17 protein-coding genes are annotated in these 22,605 nt (G+C 65.1%); 7 read left to right on the top strand and 10 right to left on the bottom strand.

Annotated elements, in window-relative coordinates:
* Window positions 1–40: 40 nt before the first annotated feature.
* Complete coding sequence (locus tag GAU_RS19655; RefSeq protein ID WP_015895664.1) at window positions 41–868, bottom strand: MlaE family ABC transporter permease; 828 nt, start codon at window positions 866–868, stop codon at window positions 41–43.
* Window positions 865–2,190: an MgtC/SapB family protein gene (locus GAU_RS19650; protein ID WP_015895663.1), complete on the bottom strand. Its 1,326-nt coding sequence runs from the start codon at window positions 2,188–2,190 to the stop codon at window positions 865–867. The genes GAU_RS19655 and GAU_RS19650 overlap by 4 nt, the downstream gene beginning before the upstream one ends.
* 97 nt (window positions 2,191–2,287) lie before the next feature.
* Here GAU_RS19650 and GAU_RS19645 point away from each other — a divergent pair, with 97 nt between their 5' ends.
* Window positions 2,288–3,253 (top strand): ArsR/SmtB family transcription factor, encoded by a 966-nt coding sequence (locus GAU_RS19645; RefSeq protein WP_156799156.1) that lies wholly within the window; start codon window positions 2,288–2,290, stop codon window positions 3,251–3,253.
* A gap of 75 nt (window positions 3,254–3,328) precedes the next feature.
* A complete protein-coding gene (gene ahcY, locus GAU_RS19640; protein WP_052574632.1) occupies window positions 3,329–4,804 on the top strand; it encodes an adenosylhomocysteinase in 1,476 nt (491 codons plus the stop codon).
* Between the two features lie 83 nt (window positions 4,805–4,887).
* On the opposite strand, the gene GAU_RS19635 is transcribed toward ahcY, so the two are convergent.
* Window positions 4,888–8,682 (bottom strand): carboxypeptidase-like regulatory domain-containing protein, encoded by a 3,795-nt coding sequence (locus tag GAU_RS19635; RefSeq protein WP_041265746.1) that lies wholly within the window; start codon window positions 8,680–8,682, stop codon window positions 4,888–4,890.
* A gap of 43 nt (window positions 8,683–8,725) precedes the next feature.
* Between GAU_RS19635 and GAU_RS19630 the strand changes: the two genes are divergently transcribed.
* Complete coding sequence (locus GAU_RS19630) at window positions 8,726–9,562, top strand: hypothetical protein (RefSeq protein ID WP_041265745.1); 837 nt, start codon at window positions 8,726–8,728, stop codon at window positions 9,560–9,562.
* Between the two features lie 25 nt (window positions 9,563–9,587).
* On the opposite strand, the gene hemJ is transcribed toward GAU_RS19630, so the two are convergent.
* The 4 genes from hemJ to GAU_RS22560 all read right to left on the bottom strand — a co-directional run bounded on the left by hemJ (window position 9,588) and on the right by GAU_RS22560 (window position 14,033).
* The gene (gene hemJ / locus GAU_RS19625; protein ID WP_015895658.1) at window positions 9,588–10,025 is read right to left on the bottom strand and encodes a protoporphyrinogen oxidase HemJ; all 438 of its coding nucleotides are present in this window, start codon (window positions 10,023–10,025) and stop codon (window positions 9,588–9,590) included.
* Between the two features lie 18 nt (window positions 10,026–10,043).
* Entirely contained in the window at window positions 10,044–11,495 is a 1,452-nt protein-coding gene (gene hemN / locus GAU_RS19620; protein ID WP_015895657.1) for an oxygen-independent coproporphyrinogen III oxidase, read from the bottom strand.
* A 130-nt stretch (window positions 11,496–11,625) separates the two neighbouring features.
* Entirely contained in the window at window positions 11,626–13,386 is a 1,761-nt protein-coding gene (locus tag GAU_RS19615; protein ID WP_156799155.1) for a M28 family peptidase, read from the bottom strand.
* A gap of 53 nt (window positions 13,387–13,439) precedes the next feature.
* Window positions 13,440–14,033, bottom strand: coding sequence for a prephenate dehydratase domain-containing protein (locus GAU_RS22560; protein WP_015895655.1), 594 nt, complete (start codon window positions 14,031–14,033; stop codon window positions 13,440–13,442).
* Window positions 14,034–14,300: 267 nt separating this feature from the next.
* Between GAU_RS22560 and aroF the strand changes: the two genes are divergently transcribed.
* Together aroF and GAU_RS19600 are read left to right on the top strand one after the other, a co-directional pair.
* A complete protein-coding gene (gene aroF / locus GAU_RS19605) occupies window positions 14,301–15,347 on the top strand; it encodes a 3-deoxy-7-phosphoheptulonate synthase (RefSeq protein ID WP_015895654.1) in 1,047 nt (348 codons plus the stop codon).
* On the top strand, window positions 15,347–15,667 hold the full coding sequence (locus tag GAU_RS19600; protein ID WP_015895653.1) for a chorismate mutase: 321 nt from the start codon (window positions 15,347–15,349) through the stop codon (window positions 15,665–15,667). Before aroF ends, GAU_RS19600 begins: the two co-directional genes overlap by 1 nt.
* On the opposite strand, the gene GAU_RS21525 is transcribed toward GAU_RS19600, so the two are convergent.
* From GAU_RS21525 to GAU_RS19585, 3 genes are all read right to left on the bottom strand, one after another.
* Entirely contained in the window at window positions 15,644–17,197 is a 1,554-nt protein-coding gene (locus GAU_RS21525) for a sensor histidine kinase (protein WP_015895652.1), read from the bottom strand. The genes GAU_RS19600 and GAU_RS21525 overlap by 24 nt on opposite strands.
* A gap of 6 nt (window positions 17,198–17,203) precedes the next feature.
* Window positions 17,204–17,884 carry a response regulator gene (locus GAU_RS19590; RefSeq protein ID WP_015895651.1) on the bottom strand — a complete coding sequence of 227 codons (681 nt, stop codon included), beginning with the start codon at window positions 17,882–17,884 and terminating at the stop codon, window positions 17,204–17,206.
* Between the two features lie 213 nt (window positions 17,885–18,097).
* Window positions 18,098–19,297, bottom strand: coding sequence for a GIY-YIG nuclease family protein (locus GAU_RS19585; RefSeq protein WP_052574561.1), 1,200 nt, complete (start codon window positions 19,295–19,297; stop codon window positions 18,098–18,100).
* A gap of 156 nt (window positions 19,298–19,453) precedes the next feature.
* Here GAU_RS19585 and GAU_RS19580 point away from each other — a divergent pair, with 156 nt between their 5' ends.
* The gene (locus tag GAU_RS19580; RefSeq protein ID WP_015895649.1) at window positions 19,454–20,029 is read left to right on the top strand and encodes a sigma-70 family RNA polymerase sigma factor; all 576 of its coding nucleotides are present in this window, start codon (window positions 19,454–19,456) and stop codon (window positions 20,027–20,029) included.
* The gene (locus GAU_RS19575) at window positions 20,026–22,590 is read left to right on the top strand and encodes a serine/threonine-protein kinase (protein WP_015895648.1); all 2,565 of its coding nucleotides are present in this window, start codon (window positions 20,026–20,028) and stop codon (window positions 22,588–22,590) included. The genes GAU_RS19580 and GAU_RS19575 overlap by 4 nt, the downstream gene beginning before the upstream one ends.
* Window positions 22,591–22,605 lie beyond the last annotated feature (15 nt).

Here is a 22,605-nt window from a genome sequence, read left to right as displayed (position 1 = left end):
GAACAGAAACGCGGTGTGTCGGAAGAGAGGCATGGCGGACCTATCGCAGAGAGCGGCCGGAGAGCCAGACGATGGCCCAGAACGCATCGAGCACCAGAATCATCACGGCGGAGATCACCACGGCCCGGGTGGCACTGCGGCCCACGCCTTGCGCACCGCCCAGTGTGTTCAACCCCGCACGACAGCCAATGAGCGCCACGGCCGCACCGAAGCTGGCCGATTTCACGAGTCCGTATTGCACATCGAACGGTTGGAAGAACAGCCGCACGCCCTTGAGAAACTGGGGTGTGGCAATATCGAGCAGTACGATCGAGGCCACCCACCCCGAGAGCAGGCCAACGAGCATGGCCATGCCTACGACGATCGGAAACATCAGCGCCGACGCCAGCACCCGCGGCACGACGAGATGACTCATCGGATCGAAGGTCAGCGTCTCGAGCGCGTCGATCTGTTCGGTCACGCGCATCGTGCCCAACTCGGCTGCGATATTGGCGCCCACCCGTCCCGCCAGTGCGAGCCCCGTGAGCACTGGTGCGAGTTCGAGTGTGATCGTCTTCTGTACCAGCGTGCCCACAAAGTAGGGCGGCACCAAATCGCCCACGCTGTAACTCGCCAGCAGTGCGAGCACGATGCCGGTGAACAGGGCGATGAAGATGCCGATGGGGAGCGAATCCACGCCCAGCACCCGGGCATGCGTGGAGAACTCGGGCAGCCATTGTGCGGTGTCTTTTGTCGCACGCGCCACATCACGGACGAAACGCGCGCCGGTGCCAATGGGTTCGATCAATCGTCGCGTGACACCACCCAACGCGGTGATGCGATCGTGCAGACGTTCGGGCAACCCCGCTGGTTCGCGTGGTGTGGTCATGGCCAACGCACCAACACACCCGCGCCCACGGCCACGCCGAGCAGCGCGAGTCCCACAGCGGCATGCCAACGGAACCGCGGCGCTCCCAGCACGAGCGTGATGGCGAGTTTGAGCATGGTATTCGACAGCACGCCGATGCCCATCGCCGCCGCGGCGATGCGCACATGGTTGGTCTCACCGGCTTCGGCCCCGTAGCGCGCCATGGACACGGTGAGCGCGTCCACATCGGTGAGGCCAAGCAGGGTGGCAGAGGCCAGCACACCCGTTTCTCCTGCGGTGCGCTGCACCCAGGCGATGGCGAACAACACGAGCTGAAAAGCCACGGCCATCTGCAACGACGACCACAGTCCCAGCGGATTTTCGCCAAGCCCTGCCGAGACTCCTTCAGGGTTGCCGGCCGGCATCGCGCCATCGGCCGGTCGGGTGCCCCGCTCGCGCCAGAGCACGAAGGCGATGAGCGCCACTCCCACAATGAACGCCGGACCGAGCACCCACATCGCGGCCAACCCCACGGCCGGTTGCAGCATGGTGGAGATCACGAGGACCCGTGGCACCAGCACCGTGCACGCGGCGACTACGCCCAATGCGAGCGGCAGAGCCAGGGCATCACTGGCGTTGTCGCCGGCGTTGTCGCGGCTGCGGCGGCTGAAGGTGAGCGTCACCGCGGTGGACGACACCAGTCCTCCCAACAGCCCCGTCACCGCGAGGCCACGTGTTTCGCCGATCACTCGACGTGCGATATAGCCGGCGAAATTGAGCGCCGAAAAGATCAGCACCACGATCCAGAGCTGGCGTGGCTGAAAGGCGTCGTACGGCCCGAAGGCACCACCGGGAATGAGTGGCAGGATCACCAGCGCGAGCACGGCGAACTGCAGCGCGGCCCGCATTTCGTTGGGTGCCACCCGCGTCAGGACTTCCTGCACTTTCGACTTTTCGGCCAGCAGCAGCACCGCCACGGCACCCGCCGCGCTGGCCACGGTGCGGTGCCCCAGCCCCGCCGCGACGCCGAGCCCGACCACCAGCAAGGCCACCACCTCGGTGGTGCTGTCCGCGCTGGTCCCCGGCCGGTTCATGGCCGCGAAATAGGCCACCACGACAAAGGCCAGCGCCCCGGCCACCAGGAGCGCGCCGGCAGTCTCATGCCCCAACTGCAGGAACCAGCCGGCAAATCCGCCGATGGCACCAAGCAGCGCAAACGTGCGGGCACCCCCAAAACGGCCGTCCGGACCCTGGGTGTGTCCCGACCATTCGCGCTCGATCCCCACCGCCAACCCGACCAGGGCGGCGACCAGCAAATCGAAGGCGAGGGCAAGGTCGAACATACCGGCAACGTACTGTATGGTCCGGGCGATGTGAGGGGAAAAACCTCACAAATCCAGAGCACTATCCTTTTATCCGGATGGTCGGATATAATTGGGGGTGACCACACCTCGGCTTTCCATTCACGACCGCATGGTCGAGCTCGCCGAACCGACTCGCAGCCGACTGTTGGCGGCGTTGGAGCGGCAGGAGCTGACGGTGGGTGAGCTCGCGGCCGCGCTGCAATTGCCGCAAAGCACCGTGAGTCGGCACCTCAAGATTCTGACGGATCAGGGGTGGATAGCGTCGCGGGCGGAGGGTGCCAGCCGGTGGTATCGCCGGCATCCGCACCTCGACGCGTCGATGCTCGCCTTGTGGAGCCTGGTGCGGGAAGCCTTTGTGCGCACGCCGGTGGCGTTGCAGGACGCGGCGCGGGTGGACGCTGTGCTCGCCGCTCGTCGCACCGTGACGCAGACGTTCTTCGCCACCGCCAGTGCGGAGTGGGATGATCTGCGTGCCGAGCTCTTCGGGGCGCGGGCGGATCTGCTGGCCTTGCTGGCCCTGCTTGATGACACGCTCATCGTGGGCGATTTGGGCTGCGGCACTGGGGCGCTCAGTGCTGCGCTCGCTCCGCATGTCGCGCAGGTGCATGCTATCGATGCGTCGCCGGCCATGTTGGCGGCGGCGGCGGCGCGTCTCGCCCCCTTTGCGCACGTCACGGTCACCGAAGGGGCTCTCGAAGCGCTGCCACTGGACGACGATGCGCTGGACGTGGCCGTCCTCATGCTCGTGTTGCACCATGTGTCCGATCCGTTGCGCGCCTTGCGCGAGGTCCATCGTGTCCTGCGCCCGGCCGGTCGGGTGTTGCTCGTCGACATGCAGCCCCATGCCGATGAGCGTTACCGCGATACGATGGGGCATGTCTGGTTGGGATTCCCTGCCGACACGCTGACCGAGTGGTTGCGTGAAGCGGGGTTTGCCAATGTGCGCATCACGCCATTGCCGCTCGATTCTGCTGCGAGTGGACCGGCGCTTTTTGCCTGTACAGCGACGGCTGTGGCATCGCCGGCGCTGGTGATGAGCTGATCTGCATCGCGTGTACCTGTTTCACTTCACATTCCTCTTCTCACTTCATCGATACTGGACATGAGCACTTCCATCATGACTGAACACGGCGTCGCGTTGTTGGCGTCGCTCGATCGTCCCGCGTTTGCCGTGCGTGATCTGTCGCTTGCCGAGTGGGGCCGCAAGGAGATCCGCCTCGCCGAGCAGGAGATGCCGGGGTTGATGGCGCTGCGTGCCGAATTCGGCGCTGCGCAGCCGCTCAAGGGGGCGAAGATCATGGGGTCGTTGCACATGACCGTGCAGACGGCGGTGCTCATCGAAACGCTCGTCGCCCTCGGCGCTGATGTGCGCTGGGTGTCGTGCAACATCTTCTCCACGCAGGATCATGCCGCCGCCGCAGTGGCCGTGGGTCCGAACGGCACGGTGGACAAGCCGCAGGGCACGCCCGTGTTCGCGTGGAAGGGTGAGACGCTCGAAGAGTACTGGTGGTGCACGGAGCAGGCGTTGATGTGGTCGGATGGCACGGGCCCGAACCTGCTGCTGGATGATGGTGGTGATGCCACGCTGTTGGTGCACCGCGGCGCCGACTTCGAACGTGATGGCAAGGTGCCCGCGTTCGACGCCGACAACGAGCCGGAAGAGTGGGGCGTGATTCTCGATTTGCTGCGTGTGGAGCAGCAGAAGAATCCGGGCCGTTGGGGCAAGGTGTTGGCGGGTATCCGTGGGGTGTCCGAAGAGACCACGACCGGTGTGCATCGCCTGTACGAGATGGAGAAGGCCGGCACACTCGCGTTCCCGGCCATCAACGTCAACGATGCCGTGACGAAGTCGAAGTTCGACAACCTGTATGGCTGCCGCCACTCGGTGGTGGACGGCCTCAATCGCGCGACCGACGTGATGCTGGCCGGCAAGATCGTCGTGGTGCTGGGCTACGGTGACGTGGGCAAGGGCTGCGCGCAGGCGCTCAAGGGACAGGGTGCGCGCGTCGTGGTGACCGAAATCGATCCCATCTGCGCACTGCAGGCGGCGCTCGAGGGCTATCAGGTCACGACGCTCGAAGACATCGTCGATCAGGCCGACATCTTCGTGTCGGCAACCGGCAACAAGAATGTCATCACCGTTGAGCACATGAGCCGCATGAAGGACAAGGCGATCGTGTCCAACATCGGTCACTTCGACAACGAGATCGACATGGCCGGTCTCAAGAAGGTCGAAGGCATGAAGCGTGTGAACATCAAGCCGCAGTACGACGAATTCCAGTTGCCCAGCGGCCGCTCGATTCTCGTGCTGGCCGAAGGCCGTCTGATGAATCTGGGCTGCGCCACGGGTCACCCGAGCTTCGTGATGAGCGCGAGCTTCAGCAATCAGGTGCTGGCCCAGCTCGAACTGCACGCGCGCGCGGAGTCGTACGAGAAGAAGGTGTACACGCTGCCCAAGCACCTCGACGAAAAGGTGGCGCGTTTGCACCTCGACAAGCTGGGCGTGAAGCTGACCACACTCACGGCGGACCAGGCGTCGTACATCGGTGTGGACGTGAACGGCCCGTACAAGGCGAGCCACTACAAGTATTGAGCCTTGGGCACCTGATGTGGTCTACCGTGATGGTGGACCACAGACGAGGGGGCATGAGCGACTGGCTCATGCCCCCTTGGTCGTCAGAAGGCGCCTCGTGTCACCGAGGTATTCAGGCTTCCCGGCTGCCCACCTACCCGCGGCCGGTTGTGCACCAACGGCACCGGGTACCCGAATGTCCAACGGGCGTTGCGACGTTCTTCCTTCGTCACCGCGCTCATGTTGTTGAACAGTGGCATCAGCTCGCGCTGCTGCTGATTGAGCACCTCCATCGCCAGGTCCACCTGTTCCCAGAAGATGGGCCAGTACAACCGGGTGGTGGCCTGCACGGTATCGAGTGCCGCCTTGCCCGCGGCTCCATCCGGCTGTTCGGCCAGCATCACCGCGAGTGGCTTGTAGAGACCGCGCACGCGTTCTGAATACAGGCTGTCGGCGGCCAACAGTCGGGCGATCTGATCTTTCGTGAGGAACAGCGAATCGCTTTCGGCCAGCAGCACACGGTGCAGGTTCGACGTGCGGCTCAGGTACAGTGCCGCCACCGAGTCGGCATTTCGACGTGTCCACGTGGTCTTGTTGGTGGCCTTGTCGCGACCCTTGATGGGCTCAATGGCACGACGCAAGGTCTGCAGGTCGTACGGCACCGATAGATCCATCGAAATGTCCATCACGATGCGGAACGGCACACGGGACAGCGTGCGGAAGGCGCGCGTATCACCGAAGCGCGGGTTCACGTCGTAGCGGAAACGCTGACCGGTCGCATCGAAGCCACGTGGCACCAGCAACACGGGATCAGGGATCGCCTGCGTGCCCCAGCCGCGCAGCCCGTCGGCGCCATGCAGTAGCTGGTCCAGACCCGCGAGCGGGTTCTCGAAGACCACGTTCATCGAGACATTGCGGCCCCGGATGGACGGCAGCGGCGGACGGTACAGCAGATTCATCTGCTGCGTCCAGGGTCCGCGGCAGCTTTGCCGCGCGGCCACGGCGCCAAGCTGCGATGACAGACAGTCGCGGATGTTGCCAGGCGCCGACGCGAGCAGGGCCTGCATCTGCGCACGGGTAGCGGCATCGGTGTCGGTGCCGGGATTGGGCACGAACGCCCGATCGTTGGCACGTCCGTCACCATCGATGTCACTGCGCACGATGGGCGTGAACGGTGTGCCCGACTGCAGGCGCGTGAACATGGTGAACACACCGACACGTGGTACGGTGGTGCTGGCCTGGAGCACGACGGCATGCCGGGCATCGTTGGCGCCGGCCGCCCATTCGCGCGTGAGCGGATTGCCGAAGTTGGCCCCATCGCTGCCACGGAACTGCTGACGCACCTGCTGAATGGTGTAGGCCGCCGAGAACATCACCGGCGGCGGACCGCGCCGTCCACGGAAAATCTCGGGTTGGATAGTGGTGGTAAGCTGCGATCCATAGCCGCGCAGATCACTCGTGCGCATGGACACACGGCCATAGTTGGGGCTCACACGCGATTCCCGAGCCGACACGGCGCCCGACGTGGGATCGATGCCTGACGCCGTGACGTACATCGGCCGACCGCCTTCACCGGCGAGCGTGAAGCGACTCGTGCCGGAGAAGTTGGCGTCGACGGTGCTGGGATTCGACAGATCGTACGACGACAAGCCGTCCACGCGCACCAGGAAGCGCTGCACCGTGGCGGCCCAACCCAACGATGCGCGCCAACTGCGTGGCACATCGAACGACGGGTCGACCAGCGTAACGGTGGGTGCACGCTCTGCCAGCGCGCCGGAGCCATCGGCGCAGGCGGAGGGCAGTGTCGCGCTGCCGCTGCTGAGGGCGCGCCAGTCGGGTACCGGTACGGCGCTCCCCACGCACGTCAGTGCCACGGTGCTGCCAGGCAGACCGGCATTGACCATCGCATCGGCCAACGTGCCGGGACGATACAGGTCGCGGAACTCGCCGACGCCACCACGAATGATGCCCATCGTGTTGCGATACCAACTGCCCGACCCATTGTTCATCTGGCCGTTGCCGTTTTCGCGCGACCGCGAATAGGTGTAGTTGAACCCGACGCGTGGCGACACGTGCACTCGACTCGGCGCGACGCCGGTACGCACGCCCAATGCCTGTTCGAGTGCGGCATTCTCTGGCGGGGCATCCCCGAAGCGATTGCCTTCCACCCGTGCGCCGGCGAGAGTGCTGAACCACCGGCTCGGATTCCACTGATGCGAGAACGCGAGTGCGGCGTTGTACGCACTGGCTTCCCGCACCGGCTGCGACAACGTGCGGGAGTACGATGCCGGACGATTGGCGGCGAGATCGGCGAGCGACATGAACGTGTACTGACCGAGGGCGTTGGGCTGGCCTTCCTGTGTCAGGCCGTCGCCGCGGATCCACGCCGATGTCTTGAAGCGATGACGACGTCCCTGTGCGTTCCACACCATTTCATTGGCCGCTTCCGCGGTCCAGCGCGTGTCATTGGTGGCGAGAAACGGATTGCCACCCAACGCCACGGGGACGATGTCGCTCGTGGCGGCGTCGGATGCCGAGCGCGCAAGCACGGTGGCGCCTGGCAGTTCGAGATACGGTGTGCTGCGATCACGCACACGACTGGCGGCGATGCGATTCTCCATGAGCGTGAAGTAGCCTTTGCCCACGTACTGACTCTGCAGGAACTGTGCACCCACCGTTTGTTGGGACTGCTTGCCACTGTTGCCTGGCGCGCTCAGTGGACCGAAACCCAGTGCGCCCTCCGTGGTGGAGCCGGCAAACGTGGTGAGCGTCAGCGTGCGCAGGGTGTCACGTACGTCATCAATGCGACCGAGGAACGTGAGGTTGTTCTGCACGCGCGCTGTCGGGATCCCGGTGCCTGCCAGAGGCAGGCCGATGTTGGAGGCAATCGAGCGCAGACGCTGGGCCGAATCAGGGGCCAGTCCCGCGCGACGCAGGGCCTCGGCGTCGCTGCTGAGCAAGGTGGCCGGGTCACTGCTGGTGCGACCGACATCGAGTGCCACGTTGTACGTGAGGACGCGGCGAATGGCTTCTCCATCGGCGCCCACGCTGGCCCGGAAGCCGCCATTGAGCAGGCCCAGTGAACGGCCTACCGCATCGGTGGTCTGCAACTGCGGCGCATTGAGCGTGAGAAACGCATTGCGATTCTGGAAATTGCGATCACCAGCGCCGAGGCGCACATCGATATTGGCACCGGCAAATCCGCCGCGTGTGGCATCGAACGTGGCGCCGGTCACGCGCACATCGGCCCGTGCCGCACGGGGAAGCGAGCCGCCCGGCATGGCCATGCCATTCAAGGTGGTCAGGTTGGAGCCGGGGCTGGCGCCAAGCATCGAAGGACCGGACGGTGTCATGGTCACGCCGGGCACGGTGCCGGCGATGGCCGTCAGGTTGCCGGCGGCATTGGGGCTCACCCGTCCTTCGACGCCCTGGTTCCACTGCTCGGAGGCACCCACTTCGCGACTGTACCCACTGGCTACCTGGGCCTGGGCGCGCACGGGCGGGGTGGCGGTCACCCGCACGGCGTCGAGCGTGGTGGCCAGGTCGCGCTGCAGAGTGAAATCGGCAACGAGCTCGCGTTCCTCGGCCACCCGTTCCACGCGCCGCCGGGCCTGACGGAAGCCCGGTGCCATCACGTGCACGAGATAGTCGCCCGTGCCCGGGTCGAAGCGGCTGCTGAACCGACCACTGGAGTCGGTGGTCACTTGCTGGACCAGTCGATCAGGCCCACGGGTGATGCTCACCACAGCTCCGGAAAGAACACGCGCCGAATCGTCGAGCACGCGGCCGCGGACCACGTCGGCCTGTGCATGGAGCGCGCTGGTCACGCACATTGTCAGGGTCAGCGCCCCGATGAGGCGCTGCACGACCGGCGCCATGAAAGTGAAGGACAGGTTCATGCGCCGTACGACGTCATCTGCCCTGGAAAGGTTGCCTTCCGCCATGCGCATCATTGCTGTGCTCGTCCCCGTCATCGTGGTCGTGAGAACAACAGTTGTGCAGGCGCGGGTCGCCCTGGTCGCCATGACGGCGTATGCGTCGATGCTGACCATGTCTGCGTCGGTGCATGCGCAAACATCGAATCGGGACAGCGTATCACGGGCACCGGCATCATCCGACAGTGTGCGGGCCCTTCGTCCCGGCGATGCGGTGGTGGATGGTCGCCACGTGACCACGGCCACGGTGCGCTATGCGCTCACGCTGCTCCGCGATGGGGCGGTGACCTCGGCCGGTCAGGTCATCGATGAAACGCAGCGCGATTCCACCAGGGACCGTGTGCTGGTCCGTCGTGTGCAGACCGTGCGACGCGGCACGGCGCAGTTGATCGATTCCACGGTCAGCGATGGGCTGACCCTCGCGCCTCGTATGCACCGCTCGTTGCAACCGACACGGCGGATGTCGCTCGATTTCAATGGCCGGCGCGTGAAGGCCAGCATCGGTCCGGTGGATGCGCCGCTGGTACCGGTGGACACCACGCTGCCATTCGCCGCGTTCGATTCTGGCAACTGGGATCTGCTCGTGCGATCGTTGCCCCTCGAGAAAGGCTACAGCACACGCTTTGCCGTCTTCGACCTCGACGCGGGACTCAAGGAATACGAAGTGAAGGTCACCGGCAGCACCGTCGTGCAGGACGAAGATGCACACGTGGTGATTTTCACCATCGCCAAGGGCCGGGAATCGGTGGTGTGGATTGGCAAGCAGTCACGCCGGCTGTTGCGCATCGAAACCATGCTGGGTCCGACCATGATGCTGCAGCAGGAACGGGTGCGGGAGCCCTGAACCCGCTCCTGCATTCCGCAGGGGATCAGGGGCGTACGATGACCGCGATCACGATGATGATGAGCAGCAGCGTGGGCACTTCATTGAACGCCCGGCACGCGCGCTCACTGAGGAAATAGTCACCACGCGCGAGCCGTTTCCGGGTATATGACGCAAACCCGTGATAGCCCAGCAGGAAAAACACCGCGCCGAGTTTCATGTGCATCCATGGCATGCGCAGCAGCGCGGGCTGTTTCACCAGCATCCACGCGCCCATGGTGACGGCTACGATCATGGCTGGTGCCATGATCACGCGCATCAGCCGGTGCTCCATCACTTCCAGTGTTGCCACCACCGCAGGCTGCTCGCGCTGCTGCACGTGGTACACGAAGAGTCGGAAGATGTAGAAGAGGCCGGCGAACCAGGCGATGACGGCCACCACATGCATCGCCTTGATCCACAGATATGATGTCTCGAGTGCCATGCGGCCAATGTACGTGCGTCACACCGCCTGAGAGAAGCGCGGGGGATGCACGGCGGGCATACCAGGGTGCGACGCGGTGCCCTGCCGCACGAGACCGACCGAGTGTTCGGCCGATTGTTGGGCTAGTTGCTCGGCGGCCCGGCTGGCGCGATAGGCATCGAGTGGAAAGGCGAGATTGCGGAGCAGCCACCGACCCTGATCGGTGGCCTGCATGCCCGTTGCGTCGAACGTGACCAGTCCGTCGTCGACCAGCGGTGCATACAGGGCCTGCATAGCCTCGCGGTCCACTGGGAACAGTGACGCCGGCAGCGCCGCGTGACACATCAGGTGCGTGATGGCGGCGCCGCGTCCCTGATCATCGCCCTGTTGGATGTGTCCTCCGGCCACCGGCAGCGCACCACGATCGATCTGTCGCTGCCACTCTCCCAGTTGAGGCGCATTCTGCACGAACCAGCCATTGACCGCCGAAATGGCGCTCACCCCCACGCCGAGCAGATGCGGGCTGTGTTGCGTGGTGTAACCCATGAAGTTCCGGTGCAGCACACCGTGGTGCATGGCCTTGGTGAGGGCATCAGTGGGCAACGCGAAGTGGTCGATACCGATCCACTCATAACCAGCACCAACGAACCGCTGCACAGCATCGCGGAAGAGTGCAAACCGTTCCGCGCCATTGGGGAGCGCCTGGGCATCGATGCGACGCTGATGGGCGCGCATCCACGGCACGTGGGCGTACCCAAAGCAGGCGATACGATCGGGGCGCATGGCCAGGCTGTCTTCGACGGTCGCCGCAAACCGATCAGGTGTTTGGTGTGGCAGACCGTAAATGAGATCGAAGTTGATGCCAGTGAAACCTTCTTCGCGGGCCAGCGTGACGGCGTCCTGCACCATGGCACGCGGTTGTACGCGCCCGATCGCTTCCTGCACCACCGGATCGAGATCCTGCACGCCGAAGCTCACCCGCGTGAATCCCAGTTGCCGCAGCATGCGCATCTGGGATCGTGTGGTGAGGCGTGGATCGGCTTCGAGGGAACTCTCGGTATGCGCGCCGAGCTCGAAGGTGGTGAGCAGCATGTCGTGCAAGGTGGCCAACTGGGCGTCGCTCAGAAAATTCGGCGTGCCACCACCCCAATGCATCTCGGCCACACGGGGCCGTTCGCCCATCGCTCGCGCCAGCATGTCGAGCTCGATCCGCAGCCGGCTCAGGTATCGATCGACAATCTCCGCTCGGGTTGTCACCGTGGCATTGCAGCCGCAGTAGAGGCACTGCGCGGCACAGAAGGGCAGATGCACGTACAGCGCGATTGGCTCGCGTTGCCGGCCCAGTGCCCGTAGCTGCGTTGCCCATCCGGCGGCATCCGGTGCGCCGTTCCAGTCCGGTACGGCCGGATAGCTGGTGTAGCGGGGGCCGGCCACGTCGTACTTGGCCAGCAGCTCCGGGGAGATTTTCGACGACACCTGCAAATCCAGCATTCGTACTCCGCGATGGAATGACCTTCGCAGAGTCGTGCATTGTCAGCGGTGATTCAATCCGGCGATTGCGCAGGTTGATGTGAGGGATTCCACCACAGGGCGGCCTCACAGCAACCTGCGCCGCAATCAGCTATTTGGCCGCGCGCACCCGGGCCTTGGCGCGTTCGGTGGCAGCCTGCAAATCCACCGGACCCACGGCGATTTCGCCGATGCGATCAATGGCGCCGATGTAATACGCGCGCCACGTGTCGAGAATGTGCGCTTCGGTTTGTGCGTTGCCCCCACGCGTGAGCGTATCGGCGCTCAGCACGGCCTGCGCGCGAATCGTGCGCTCGGCCACACCGGTCAGCTCTTCGAGTGCCGCCAACACGATGCTGCGTGACCCATCAGCCAACAGCAGACCGGTGGACAACGCACAGGCGCCCACATTGGCCAGCGACTTGGGGCTCACCATGCCGATGCGATCGAGATCCGTGTGGTAGTACTGATCGGTGAAGTGCCATAGCAGCACGGCAGGGATCTGTGCGTTGAGGAACGGCGTGTGATCGCTGCCTCCTTCGAACGGATTCGCCTTCACTACCCACTGCGTCTGCCGTGCACGATCGAGACAACGCTGCCGCACGAAGTCGTTGAACCAATGAGCGCGAATGTCCTTCTCCGCGAGCACCTTGCCGCCCCATTCGGTGTGCTGGTCTTCACCACGCACCCACACCGCCGACGGATCGGGCATCTTTTCGATCAGGAACGAACCGCCCGTGAGCTCGGTGTTTTCGCCCACCATGTCGAGCGACATACCCCATTTCACGCCGGCGCGGCGCACGCTGTCTTCCTTGAGAAATCGATCGGTGGAGCGAATTTCATCGCCCCACAGGAACGTGACCGTGCGCTGCGGATTGCTCACGCCGCGGCGCACCAGCGTGGCGGCCACGCGCGCCATCTCGGCCAGCGCGCCGACTCCCGACGCGTTGTCATTGGCACCCGGTTCCTGGACGTGCGCCGAATACACGAACCGTTCGGCGGCACGGCTGCGTCCACGGATCTCGGCCACCACCGTGAGCTCGGGGCGCGTTTCGAACAGCGTGCGCACTTCCGCCTTCACCCGCAACGGTTGTGTCGGTGTGGCCGACGCCAAAGCCGCGCGCAACGAATCGTGGGTTGCCGTGGAGATGAAGATCAACCACCCCTGACGGATGGAGTCGCGCGGCACACTCGTGAACTGAATGGCGCGTGTGTTCTTCGCCTGCTGGTTGTAGGCCGGGAGTTTCTGTGTGTTGAGTACACCAATGGCACCTGCTTTCATGGCACGCGGAAACACGGTGCGCGCCACGCCGGTGGAGAGCACGATGCGTCCGGTCACGGTGGCCGCGGCAAATTCCGCGTCGCTGCCCGTGCCCACGTCCACCACATCGGCTGTGACACCACCCTCCGGCGTGGAGCCGGAGTTGATGGCAATCATGTTGAGATTGGTGGAGAACTGCTGCACCGGCGTGCTGCGTCCACCGATGGTGAGTGATGCGGCGAGTGGCGTCCAGGCCTGATTGGCCATGGGACGGGACTCCACGCGGTACACGAGTCGGGCCGACGCGGGCGCGCTGTCTTCGCGCACATAGCCGGCGGCGCGCAGCAACGATGCGACCGTGTCGATGGCGAGGTCGAAACCGTGGTTGCCGGGCAGGCGGAAGTAGCGCTGCACGTAGTCCACGGTACGGAGCGCACGCGCACCGTCGATGGCGTCGTGCACGGCTTTGGTGAGCGGCACAAACGCCGCTTGTGACGAACTGGTGGGGGCGGGGCGGGACGCGGGGGTGGAGGTCGCCGAGCGTTGGGCCAACAGCAGCCCGGGCGCACAGGTCAACACCGCCGCGGTGGTGATGCGGAGGAAGGAAGGCATGACAACATCTTTGACCATCCGGCGCGCCGTGTCGAGGGGGGCCGCCGTGATTCCTACGATCGACGCTGCAGCACCACGAAGCGCGTCCAGTTGTGCGGGATGTCTTGGATGTGATGGGCGATGATTTCGAGCCCGTACCGCGCCGCTGCCGATTCACTGGCCACGGCGCCTCGGGTGCGATCACCCCACTCGGCCACATCGCGGGCAGCACCAGCCGTGTCGGCATGTGGCATCGAGATCAGCCATTCGTGTCGCGCGAAGAACAGCCGGCATTGGGCCAGGGCCACGGCATGACTGCGCACCTCCCGCAATCCGGCCAGCGATGCACCGTGTGGCGCCATCAGGCACAGGTGGATCGGCACGCGCACTTCGCCGCACGACTGCAGACGGTCGCCGGCCTCGTGCATCGCATCATGAGCCGGTCGTACCAGCCCCGCGATCGCGTTTTCCACCGGAATGACCGCAAAGTCGACGGCTTGCTCGCAGACACGTTGTACCGCCTCGATGAACGTGTGGCAGGCGATGGCGTCGGCGCCATCCGGCCAATGCTGCCGAATGGCCATCTCGCTGAACGCACCTGCTTCGCCCTGAAAGGCCACGCGGGGCCACGCCGGATGCATGGACTGTGTCACGACCGGATTCGTCATGTGCGCATGATATTGACTTCGTTCCGTGGCCGGGATAGGCTCCTTGGTATGACGCGTCACGCCTCCGCCATCACCTACGCCTGCCGATTTTATTATCCGCCGACCCGCATGGGCCCCGGCGAATTTGGCATGCGTAGCTGACCGCTGACGCACCCACCGCTGAGAGGCTCGTGCAATTCGCACGGGCCTTTGTTGTTTCCGGGCCTGGCGAACACGACCTCGTGGCAGTGAACCACGGAGTGATCCACTCCACACCACGAGACCCCGATGATCATCGTCACCACCGCTACCATATCCGCCGACGCCCTCGACCGCATCATCGAACATGTCGAGACCGCTGGGCTGCGCACCCATGTCTCACGCGGCGAACATCGCACCATCGTTGGTTGTATCGGCGATGAAGGCCGCCTCAGTGAACACGGCCTGACGCAGCTCGAAGGCGTCGAACGGGTATTGCCCGTCCTCAAGCCCTACAAGCTCGCATCCCGCGAGTTCTCGGTGGGTGATACGGCTATCCGCTTTGGCGATCCGGCCGACACGGTCATTGGCGGTCGCGATATCGTGGTCATCGCCGGTCCGTGTTCGGTGGAAGGCGAAGCGATGATGCATGAGACGGCGCATCATGTGCAGCGTGCCGGTGCCCGGCTGCTGCGCGGCGGGGCATTCAAGCCACGCTCGTCGCCGTACGCTTTCCAGGGCATGGGGGAAGCGGGGCTCAAGATCATGGCCGATGTGCGCGCGGAAACAGGCATGCCCATCGTCACCGAAGTGATGGACCCCCGTCAGGTGGAGCTGGTGGCCTCGTACGCGGACGTGTTGCAGATCGGTGCGCGCAACATGCAGAACTTCACGTTGCTCACCGAGGTCGGCAAAGTGCAGCGTCCGGTGCTGCTCAAGCGTGGCTTGTCGGGCACCATCACCGAGCTGCTGATGGCCGCCGAGTACATCATGGCGCAGGGGAACGGGGATGTGATCCTGTGTGAGCGTGGCATCCGCACGTACGAAACCGCCACCCGCAACACGATGGACATCGCGGCCATCCCCGTACTCAAGCGCGAGTCACACCTGCCGGTGATTGTCGACCCGAGTCACGCTGGTGGGCGTGCCTCGCTGGTGGCGCCGCTCGCCATGGCGGCGATTGCGGCAGGCGCCGATGGCCTCATTGTGGAAGTGCATCCCACGCCGGCCACGGCCAAGAGCGACGGTGAGCAGTCACTCGAACCGTCGGCGTTTGCGAGCATGATGCAGCAGGTGCAGGCGGTTGCGCAGGCGGTGGGCCGCGGGTGTCCGTGGACCGAGCCGGTGGTGGCGTGATGCATACGTCCCCCGGCGCAAATCAACCGACGCATGAGGAGCTGCAGCAATTGCAGCAGCTCCGCTTGGACATCGATGGCGTGGACGATGAAATCCTGACGGCGCTGGTGCGCCGGTTGTCGCTGGCGCGCGCCATCGGCGAGATCAAGCAGCGTACTGGGCAGCCAGTGCTCGATCCGGCGCGGGAGGCGTCGGTGGTGACACGGGCGGCAGCCCGGGCGCGCGACGCCGGGCTGCCGGAACAGGAGATGCGCGCGCTCTACTGGCAGCTCATGGCGCTCGCGCGGCGGGCGCAGTTACGCGATGTCACCAGTGGGTGAGGGCGAGGGCAGACGCACCTCGAACGTGGCACCGACGGCGGGCGACGCGGCCAGGGTAATCTGACCACCGTGTACCTGCGCGATGGCCTGGGCAATGGCGAGGCCCAGGCCCGCGCCGGTGCTGGCGGAGGATTCCGTCACCTTCGGACCATGTACAAAACGCTCGAAGACATGGGCGCGAATGGTCTCCGGTACCCCGGGGCCTTCGTCGCTCACACGCAGGATCAAGTCGTTGGCATCGCGGTCCACCACGACACGCACCGTACTGCCGCGTGGTGTGTGTTTGATGGCGTTGTCCAGCAGGTTGATGAGCAAGCGGCGGAGTAGACTGGCGTCGCCACTGGTGATGGCACTGCCGGCGGCATGTTCGATTTCGCAGGTGACGGTGACTTCCTGGGAGAGTGCCAGCGAACGCACGCTGCGTACGGCGTCCACGGCGAGCTCCGGCAGTTCCACGGCGTCGCGGGTGGCAATGGGGCCACCGGCGTCGACACGGGCCAGCAGGAACAAGTCTTCCACGATGCGGGTGAGCCGAATGGACTCACCCTGAATCACGGACAGTGCTTCGCGGTATTCCGCTTCCGTGCGCGCGGTGCGCCGCAAGGTCACGTCGGCTTCACCGCGAATGATGGCGATGGGGGTGCGCAGTTCGTGCGAGGCATCGGCCACGAACTGTCGTTGGGTACGGAATGCGAGATCGACTCGCCCCAGCAGACCATTGATGATCTGCGCCAGACGACCGAGTTCATCGTGTGGATTCACCACCGGCAATCGGTCGTCGAGATTGGCTGTCGTAATGGAGGCCGTCCGCACATTGATGGCCTCGAGTGGCGCGAGGCTGCGTCGGGCGATTGCGAAGCCGGCCAGGATCGACGCCAGGAGTGCGGCCGGAATGGCGAGGATGAGGGTGTTGCGCACCTGACGCAGCAGCAACCGGTCACCCGCCTCCGACATCAGCGCAGTCACGAGCAGCGTGGGCTCTTCCGGAGAGTCGTGTTCCTCGGGCACCACGCGCATCATGGCCACCCGCGCCGGGCCATCCGCCAGAATCACCTGCCGCACGGCGACGCCTGATTCGGTGCCGAGGGTGCGGGCCATGTCTTCGTCGTGTCCCGCACGCATGGCGTCGAGCAGCATCAGCACGGGCTGCGGCAATGTCACGCGATGCTCCTCTTCGCCGTCGGAAGCGGCGTCCGAGGGGAGACGCGGTTGCCGCGCTGCCATCATCTGCGCCGCTTCATCGGTGATGAAGATGTCGAGATTGCCCACGCGCAGTTCCCGCAACACCGCTTGCTCGGTGGCACCACGCTCCTCTTCCACTTCGCCGCGTGCCGCAATGGCACGACGTTCTGCGCGCACGGCGCCGGCCACGACCTGCGCGGATTCGCTCACCGCCGTGATCGCGCGTTCCTGCACCACCTGCGTGAGCGTGAACCACCCACCCACCACAAACACAGTGAGCACCAGCGCGAGCACGCTGGCATTCCAGAGCGTGAGGCGCAGCAGAATGGAAATGCGAACGGGCTTCATGTGCCGTCAGGCCGGCGGAATGTCGGTGAGGATGTACCCCGCGCCGCGCCGTGTGTGGATGAGCGGTGCATGACCATCCCGATCGATCTTGCCGCGCAGGCGATTGACGTACACCTCCACCGCATTGGTGAACGGATCGTGATTGTCATCCCATACGTGCGACACGATGTCACTGCGCGAAAGCACACGGCCCACGTTGCGTGCGAGCAACTCCAGCAGCGCGTACTCCTTGGCCGTGAGCGAGATGGGGGTGCCACCACGGGATACCGCGTGCGACTGCAGGTCGATTTCCAGATCGGCAACGCGCACCTGCATGGCCTGCAAGGATTCCGGTCGACGCAACAGGGCCCGCAAGCGCGCGAGCAGCTCACCGAAGTCGAACGGCTTGACGAGATAGTCGTCGGCGCCGCTGTCGAGCCCGACGATGCGATCCGCCACCGCGTCGCGCGAGGTGAGCATCAGCACCGGTGTACGGATATCGCGCGTGCGCAGCGTCTGCACGACGGTGAAGCCATTGATATCGGGCAACATCACGTCGAGCACGATCGCATCGTAGCTGTTCACCGCCGCCTGCGCGATGGCGTCCTTGCCCAGCTCGCAGGTGTCTACGGCGTACGACTCTTCGCGCAGCCCGCGCGCAATGAGACGGGCCAGTTTCGGGTCATCTTCAACGACGAGCAGGCGCATGGGGAGGGGTGAGCACTGGTCGGAAGGGGGAAGACGGCCCCGGTAAAACACACACAATCCTGTTAATCGGCATGAAAGGTACCCGTCCGTACACTTCCCGCCGTACCACTGCGACGCCAACCCAGGGGCGGGACCCGAAGCAAGCGAGCAGTGGCCACAAAGCGGCGTGTCCGAGTCACATCGGGCACGTCGTTTTGTGTTTGTCGCCACTGATTAGTCATGCGCCGACCGTGTGCGCTGTTTCTCGACCGGCCGCCGGCGAAACCAGCTCGCCACGAGGAAAAATTCGTCGAGATCGTGCGTGGGGATATCCGCACCCGACAGATCCGGCCCGTCGTAGATGCGCGCGACAAGAGCCCGGAACGCCTCGTGTTCCGTCTCGGTCTGTGGCGCACGCAGTTCGGCGCGCACGGTGCCGCGCCGAATGAGATAGACCCATTCGTGATCGGCATGTCCGACGGCGTGATAGCGGAACGTGAGACGATCGACGTTGGCATGAAAATGCTGCAGGCGTTCGAACAACCAGCGCACGAGAATGAGGCGATCACGCAGCACGCGCGCCCGCTCAAAGGCCAGTTCATCGGCGGCGTGTTGCATGGCGGCTTCAAGCCGGCGCACGGGGACATCGCCACGACCTTCGAAGAACGCACGAACATCGGCGGCTGCTGCACGGTAGTCCACCGCGTCGCCGGCGCCGATGCACGGGCCAGCGCAGGTGCCCAGGTCGTGACGCAGGCAACCCGGTGCCCGTGAGCGGCCCGACGCGACGACCTTTCCGGTTGGGGCGTCAGGATCTCCGGCAAACCACAGGGTTGCCGCGCGCGAGGTGCGGCGCGGCGTGCGCAGACTCCCCTCTTCCAGCGTGCAATCCCGCAACGACATCGTCTCGGCCAACGCACGCACCGCTTCACGTAACTGCTGCACACGACGGAATGGCCCGAACAGCGCAACGGCGGCCGGGTCGTCGGAACGTGCCACTACACGCAGCCCGGGCACGTTGCCACCGGTGAGCGCCACGTAGGCGCGTGGCCAATCGTCGAGCACCATCATCGAGTTGAAGTGCGGCCGATACTGTTTGATGAGCCGCAGCTCACGCAGCAGGGCGCCGAACTCGGTGTTGGTGTATTCCCACTCGATCTGAAACGCGTGGCGCAGGATACGCGCCGCCTTGTTCCGTCGTCCCTTGGCGCGGAAGTAGGAGAGCAGGCGCGTGCGCAACACCCGCGACTGGCCGACGTAGATCACGCCGCCGGTGGGCCCGATCATGCGGTACACACCCGGCCGATTCTCGCACCCCTCCCGCACCAGCGCTCGCAGTTGTTTGCGGTGGCCTGGTGAGGATTGCGCGGGACGGCCATGCAAACGTCCGTTCGGCGCTCCCTCGGGGGACTGCGTCACGGCTTCGGTACTCATGCGGGGAAGCTAGCGCAGACCGGCTGCGCTTCACAGCCGGGTGCGCTACAATTGCCCAGCGGGACAGCTCGGTGTTCGCACACGAAGGCCGCCCCCGACGTTCGCACTGTCGTTCACATCGGCGTTCACACTAGACCGCGCAGTGAAGGCGCGCCCATGACCTCCGACCCTTCGGCGACGCCACACGACGTCACCCGCCTCCTGGCCGAGCTGCAGAACGGAGCCGACGGGGCGGCAGATCAGCTCATGCGCGTCGTGTATCGGGAACTGCACGAGCTGGCCGAGCATTTCATGCGGCGCGAACGACCGGACCACACGCTGCAGCCGACCGCGCTGGTGAACGACGCCTATCTGCGTCTGATGGGGCAGCGCGAAACGTCCTGGCAAAACCGTTCCCACTTCTTCGGGATCGCCGCGCAGGCCATGCGACGGGTCCTCGTGGATCATGCACGGAAGGCCCGTGCCGGGAAGCGTGAGGGCGGTGAACGGGTGACGCTCGACGAATCGGTGGCAGAAAGCCCGCAGCGATCCATCGATCTGATCGCCCTCGATGATGCCCTGAACCGGCTGGCGGCACTCGATCCCCGGCAGGCGCGCGTGGTGGAGCTCCGCTACTTCAGTGGACTGGATATCGAGCAGACCGCCGCCGTGATCGGCATCTCGGCCGCCACGGTGAAGCGCGACTGGACCTTCGCGCGCGCGTTCCTGCAGCGGGAACTGGAGCGTTCATGAGCGAACCACCGCTTACTCCCACGCGCCTGCATCGTCTGCGGGTGCTCTTCGATGCGGCCGTGGAGCTGCCGGAGGAGGAGCGCGAGGCGTACCTCGTGTCGGCGTGCCCGGACGATCCCACCCTCAAGCAGGAAGTCCAGGAGCTGCTGGCGGCGATCGCGCGCAGCGGTGACACGTGGGATCACCGGGCCGGTGCGGCGGTGGCCGGTGCCATGGCCGACGGGTTGGGCGTGCCGCGTGGGCCGCACCAGGGTGAGCGTCATGCGGTCGGCGGGCGCATCGGGGTATACGAGATCACCCGTCTGATCGGCATGGGTGGCATGGGCGCCGTGTACGAAGGCGTGCGGGTCGACGATCAGTTCCGCAAGCGCGTGGCACTCAAGTTCCTGCGACGGGGCGGCGAAGGGGACCTGGCCATCCGTCGTTTCCGCTATGAACGACAGATTCTCGCCAACCTGAACCACCGCAACATTGCGGCGCTCATGGATGGCGGCATGACGGACGACGGTCAGCCGTACATCGTCATGGAGTACGTCGAGGGGGAATCGCTCACGGCCTACGCCAACGCGCAGCGCCTCGACCTGCGCGCACGCATCGCGTTGCTGCGGCAGGTGTGTGCGGCCGTGCAGCACGCACACCAGAATTTTGTGGTGCACCGCGATCTCAAGCCGGGCAATATCCTCGTCACGGCAGATGGCAGTGTGAAGCTGCTCGATTTTGGTATTGCGCGTCTCACCCGCGACGCCGAAGGACTCGAGCAATTGCCGGCCACCCAGGGTGGCGCTCTGGCCTTCACACCGGAGTACGCGAGCCCTGAACAGGTGCGTGGTATGCCGGTCGCCGCATCGAGTGACATCTACTCGCTGGGTGTGATCGCGGCGGAGCTGCTGTCGGGCGCACGGCCGTATCAGGTGCAGGGTCTGCTGTTCGCCGAATTGCAGACGCTGATCGTTCAGACACCGCCGGCGGTGCCATCGCAGCAGGTCACCGATGCGATCGCCGAATCGTTTGGCATGCGCACGCTGCGTTTACGGCGCGATCTGTCCGGTGATCTCGACGCGATCATTCTGCAAGCGCTGCGCAAGGAACCCGAGCGCCGTTATGGATCGGTGGAACAGTTCTCGCGCGACCTGCAGCGGTTTCTCGATGGGTTGCCGGTGTCGGCGCAGCGTGACACGCTCACCTATCGCGTGGGCAAGTTCGTGCGTCGCCGCCGACTGGAAGTCACCGCGCTGGGCCTGATCGGCGCATCGTTGGTGGGTGGCATCGTGGCCACGTCGCAGCAGGCGCGTCGTGCGGAACTGGAACGCAGCAAGATGGAGCAAGTGAACAGCTTCCTCTCCAACATGCTGAGCGCCGTCGATCCCGAACTGGGTGGACGCGACGTGACGGTGGCGCAGGTGCTGTCGCAGGCGGCCAAAGGGATCGAGGAGGCGAAGCTCGAACCCGAGGTGGAGGCGCAGATCCGGCATACCCTGGGCCAGACCTACTACGGGTTGAGCCTCTACGATTCTGCCGAAACACATGCCCGTCGTGCCTGGGATCTCCGGCGCAAGGAGTACGGGGATCTCGATCAGCGCACGTCGATGAGTCTGTCGTACGTGGTGGCCCTGGCCGAGGCGCGCGGCGAATTCGTGCAGGCGGAGTCGCTGGCGCGTGATCTGGTGGGTCGCCAACAGCGCATGCCGCGTGGGCAGTACAACGCCACCGAGCTGGCGACAGGGCTCGACAATCTGGCGCGCACCATCGAGCAGCAGGGACGTCTCGACGATGCGCTTGCCGTGAAGCTCGAAGCGATCACCTTGCGCCGCACCATCAAGGACGACTCCAACAGCCTCGCGGCGCTGCCCTACACTCTCAACAACGTGGCAGTGTCGTACACCTACAAGGGAGAGTACGCCAAAGCCGAATCGTTGCTGGTGGAAGCGATGGACGTGGAGTCGCGTGTGCACGGCCCGGGGTCGTTCAACATGGGAAATCTGCTGCGTGCCTATGCATCGCTGGTGGACGAGATGGGCCAGCAGGCGCGTGCGGATACGCTCATTCACAAGTCCATTCAGGTGTTGCGCGGTGCGGCAGGGCCGAATCACTACGAGACATTGCGATCCACCTCGATGCTCGCGCAGTTGCGATATGCCGCGAATGACATGCCCGGCACGATCACCGCCGCACGCACCGTGGTGGCACAGGTGGGCAAAGGCATGCCCGAAGCCGACGCGACCACCGGCTCGGCGTTGCAGGCCCTTGGGCTGGCGCTCGATTCCCTGCGACAGTTCGCTGCGGCGGACACGTTTCTGCTGGCCGCTCTCGCACAGCGCCGGAAGTTCATGCCGCCGGAACACTGGGCCATTGCCAACGCCGAGGCCGTGTATGGCTATCACCTCGGTCGCTGGGGCCGTCATGGCGAAGCGGAGCGGCTGCTGCTGGGCGCCTACGACCGCCTGGTGGAAGCCCGTGGGGCGGACGCCAACGTCACCAAGCGGGTGGCGACCCGACTGGCCGAACTGTACGAGACCATGGGGCGATCGGCCGAGGCACAACGCTGGCGGGCTCGCGCCTGAAGGATCGCCGCGTCG

The organism is Gemmatimonas aurantiaca T-27, from assembly GCF_000010305.1.
In the GTDB taxonomy this organism is placed as follows: Bacteria; Gemmatimonadota; Gemmatimonadetes; order Gemmatimonadales; family Gemmatimonadaceae; genus Gemmatimonas; species Gemmatimonas aurantiaca.
The sequence above is the reverse complement of the archived record's forward strand: the minus strand, read 5'-3'. Positions and strand labels throughout refer to the sequence as shown.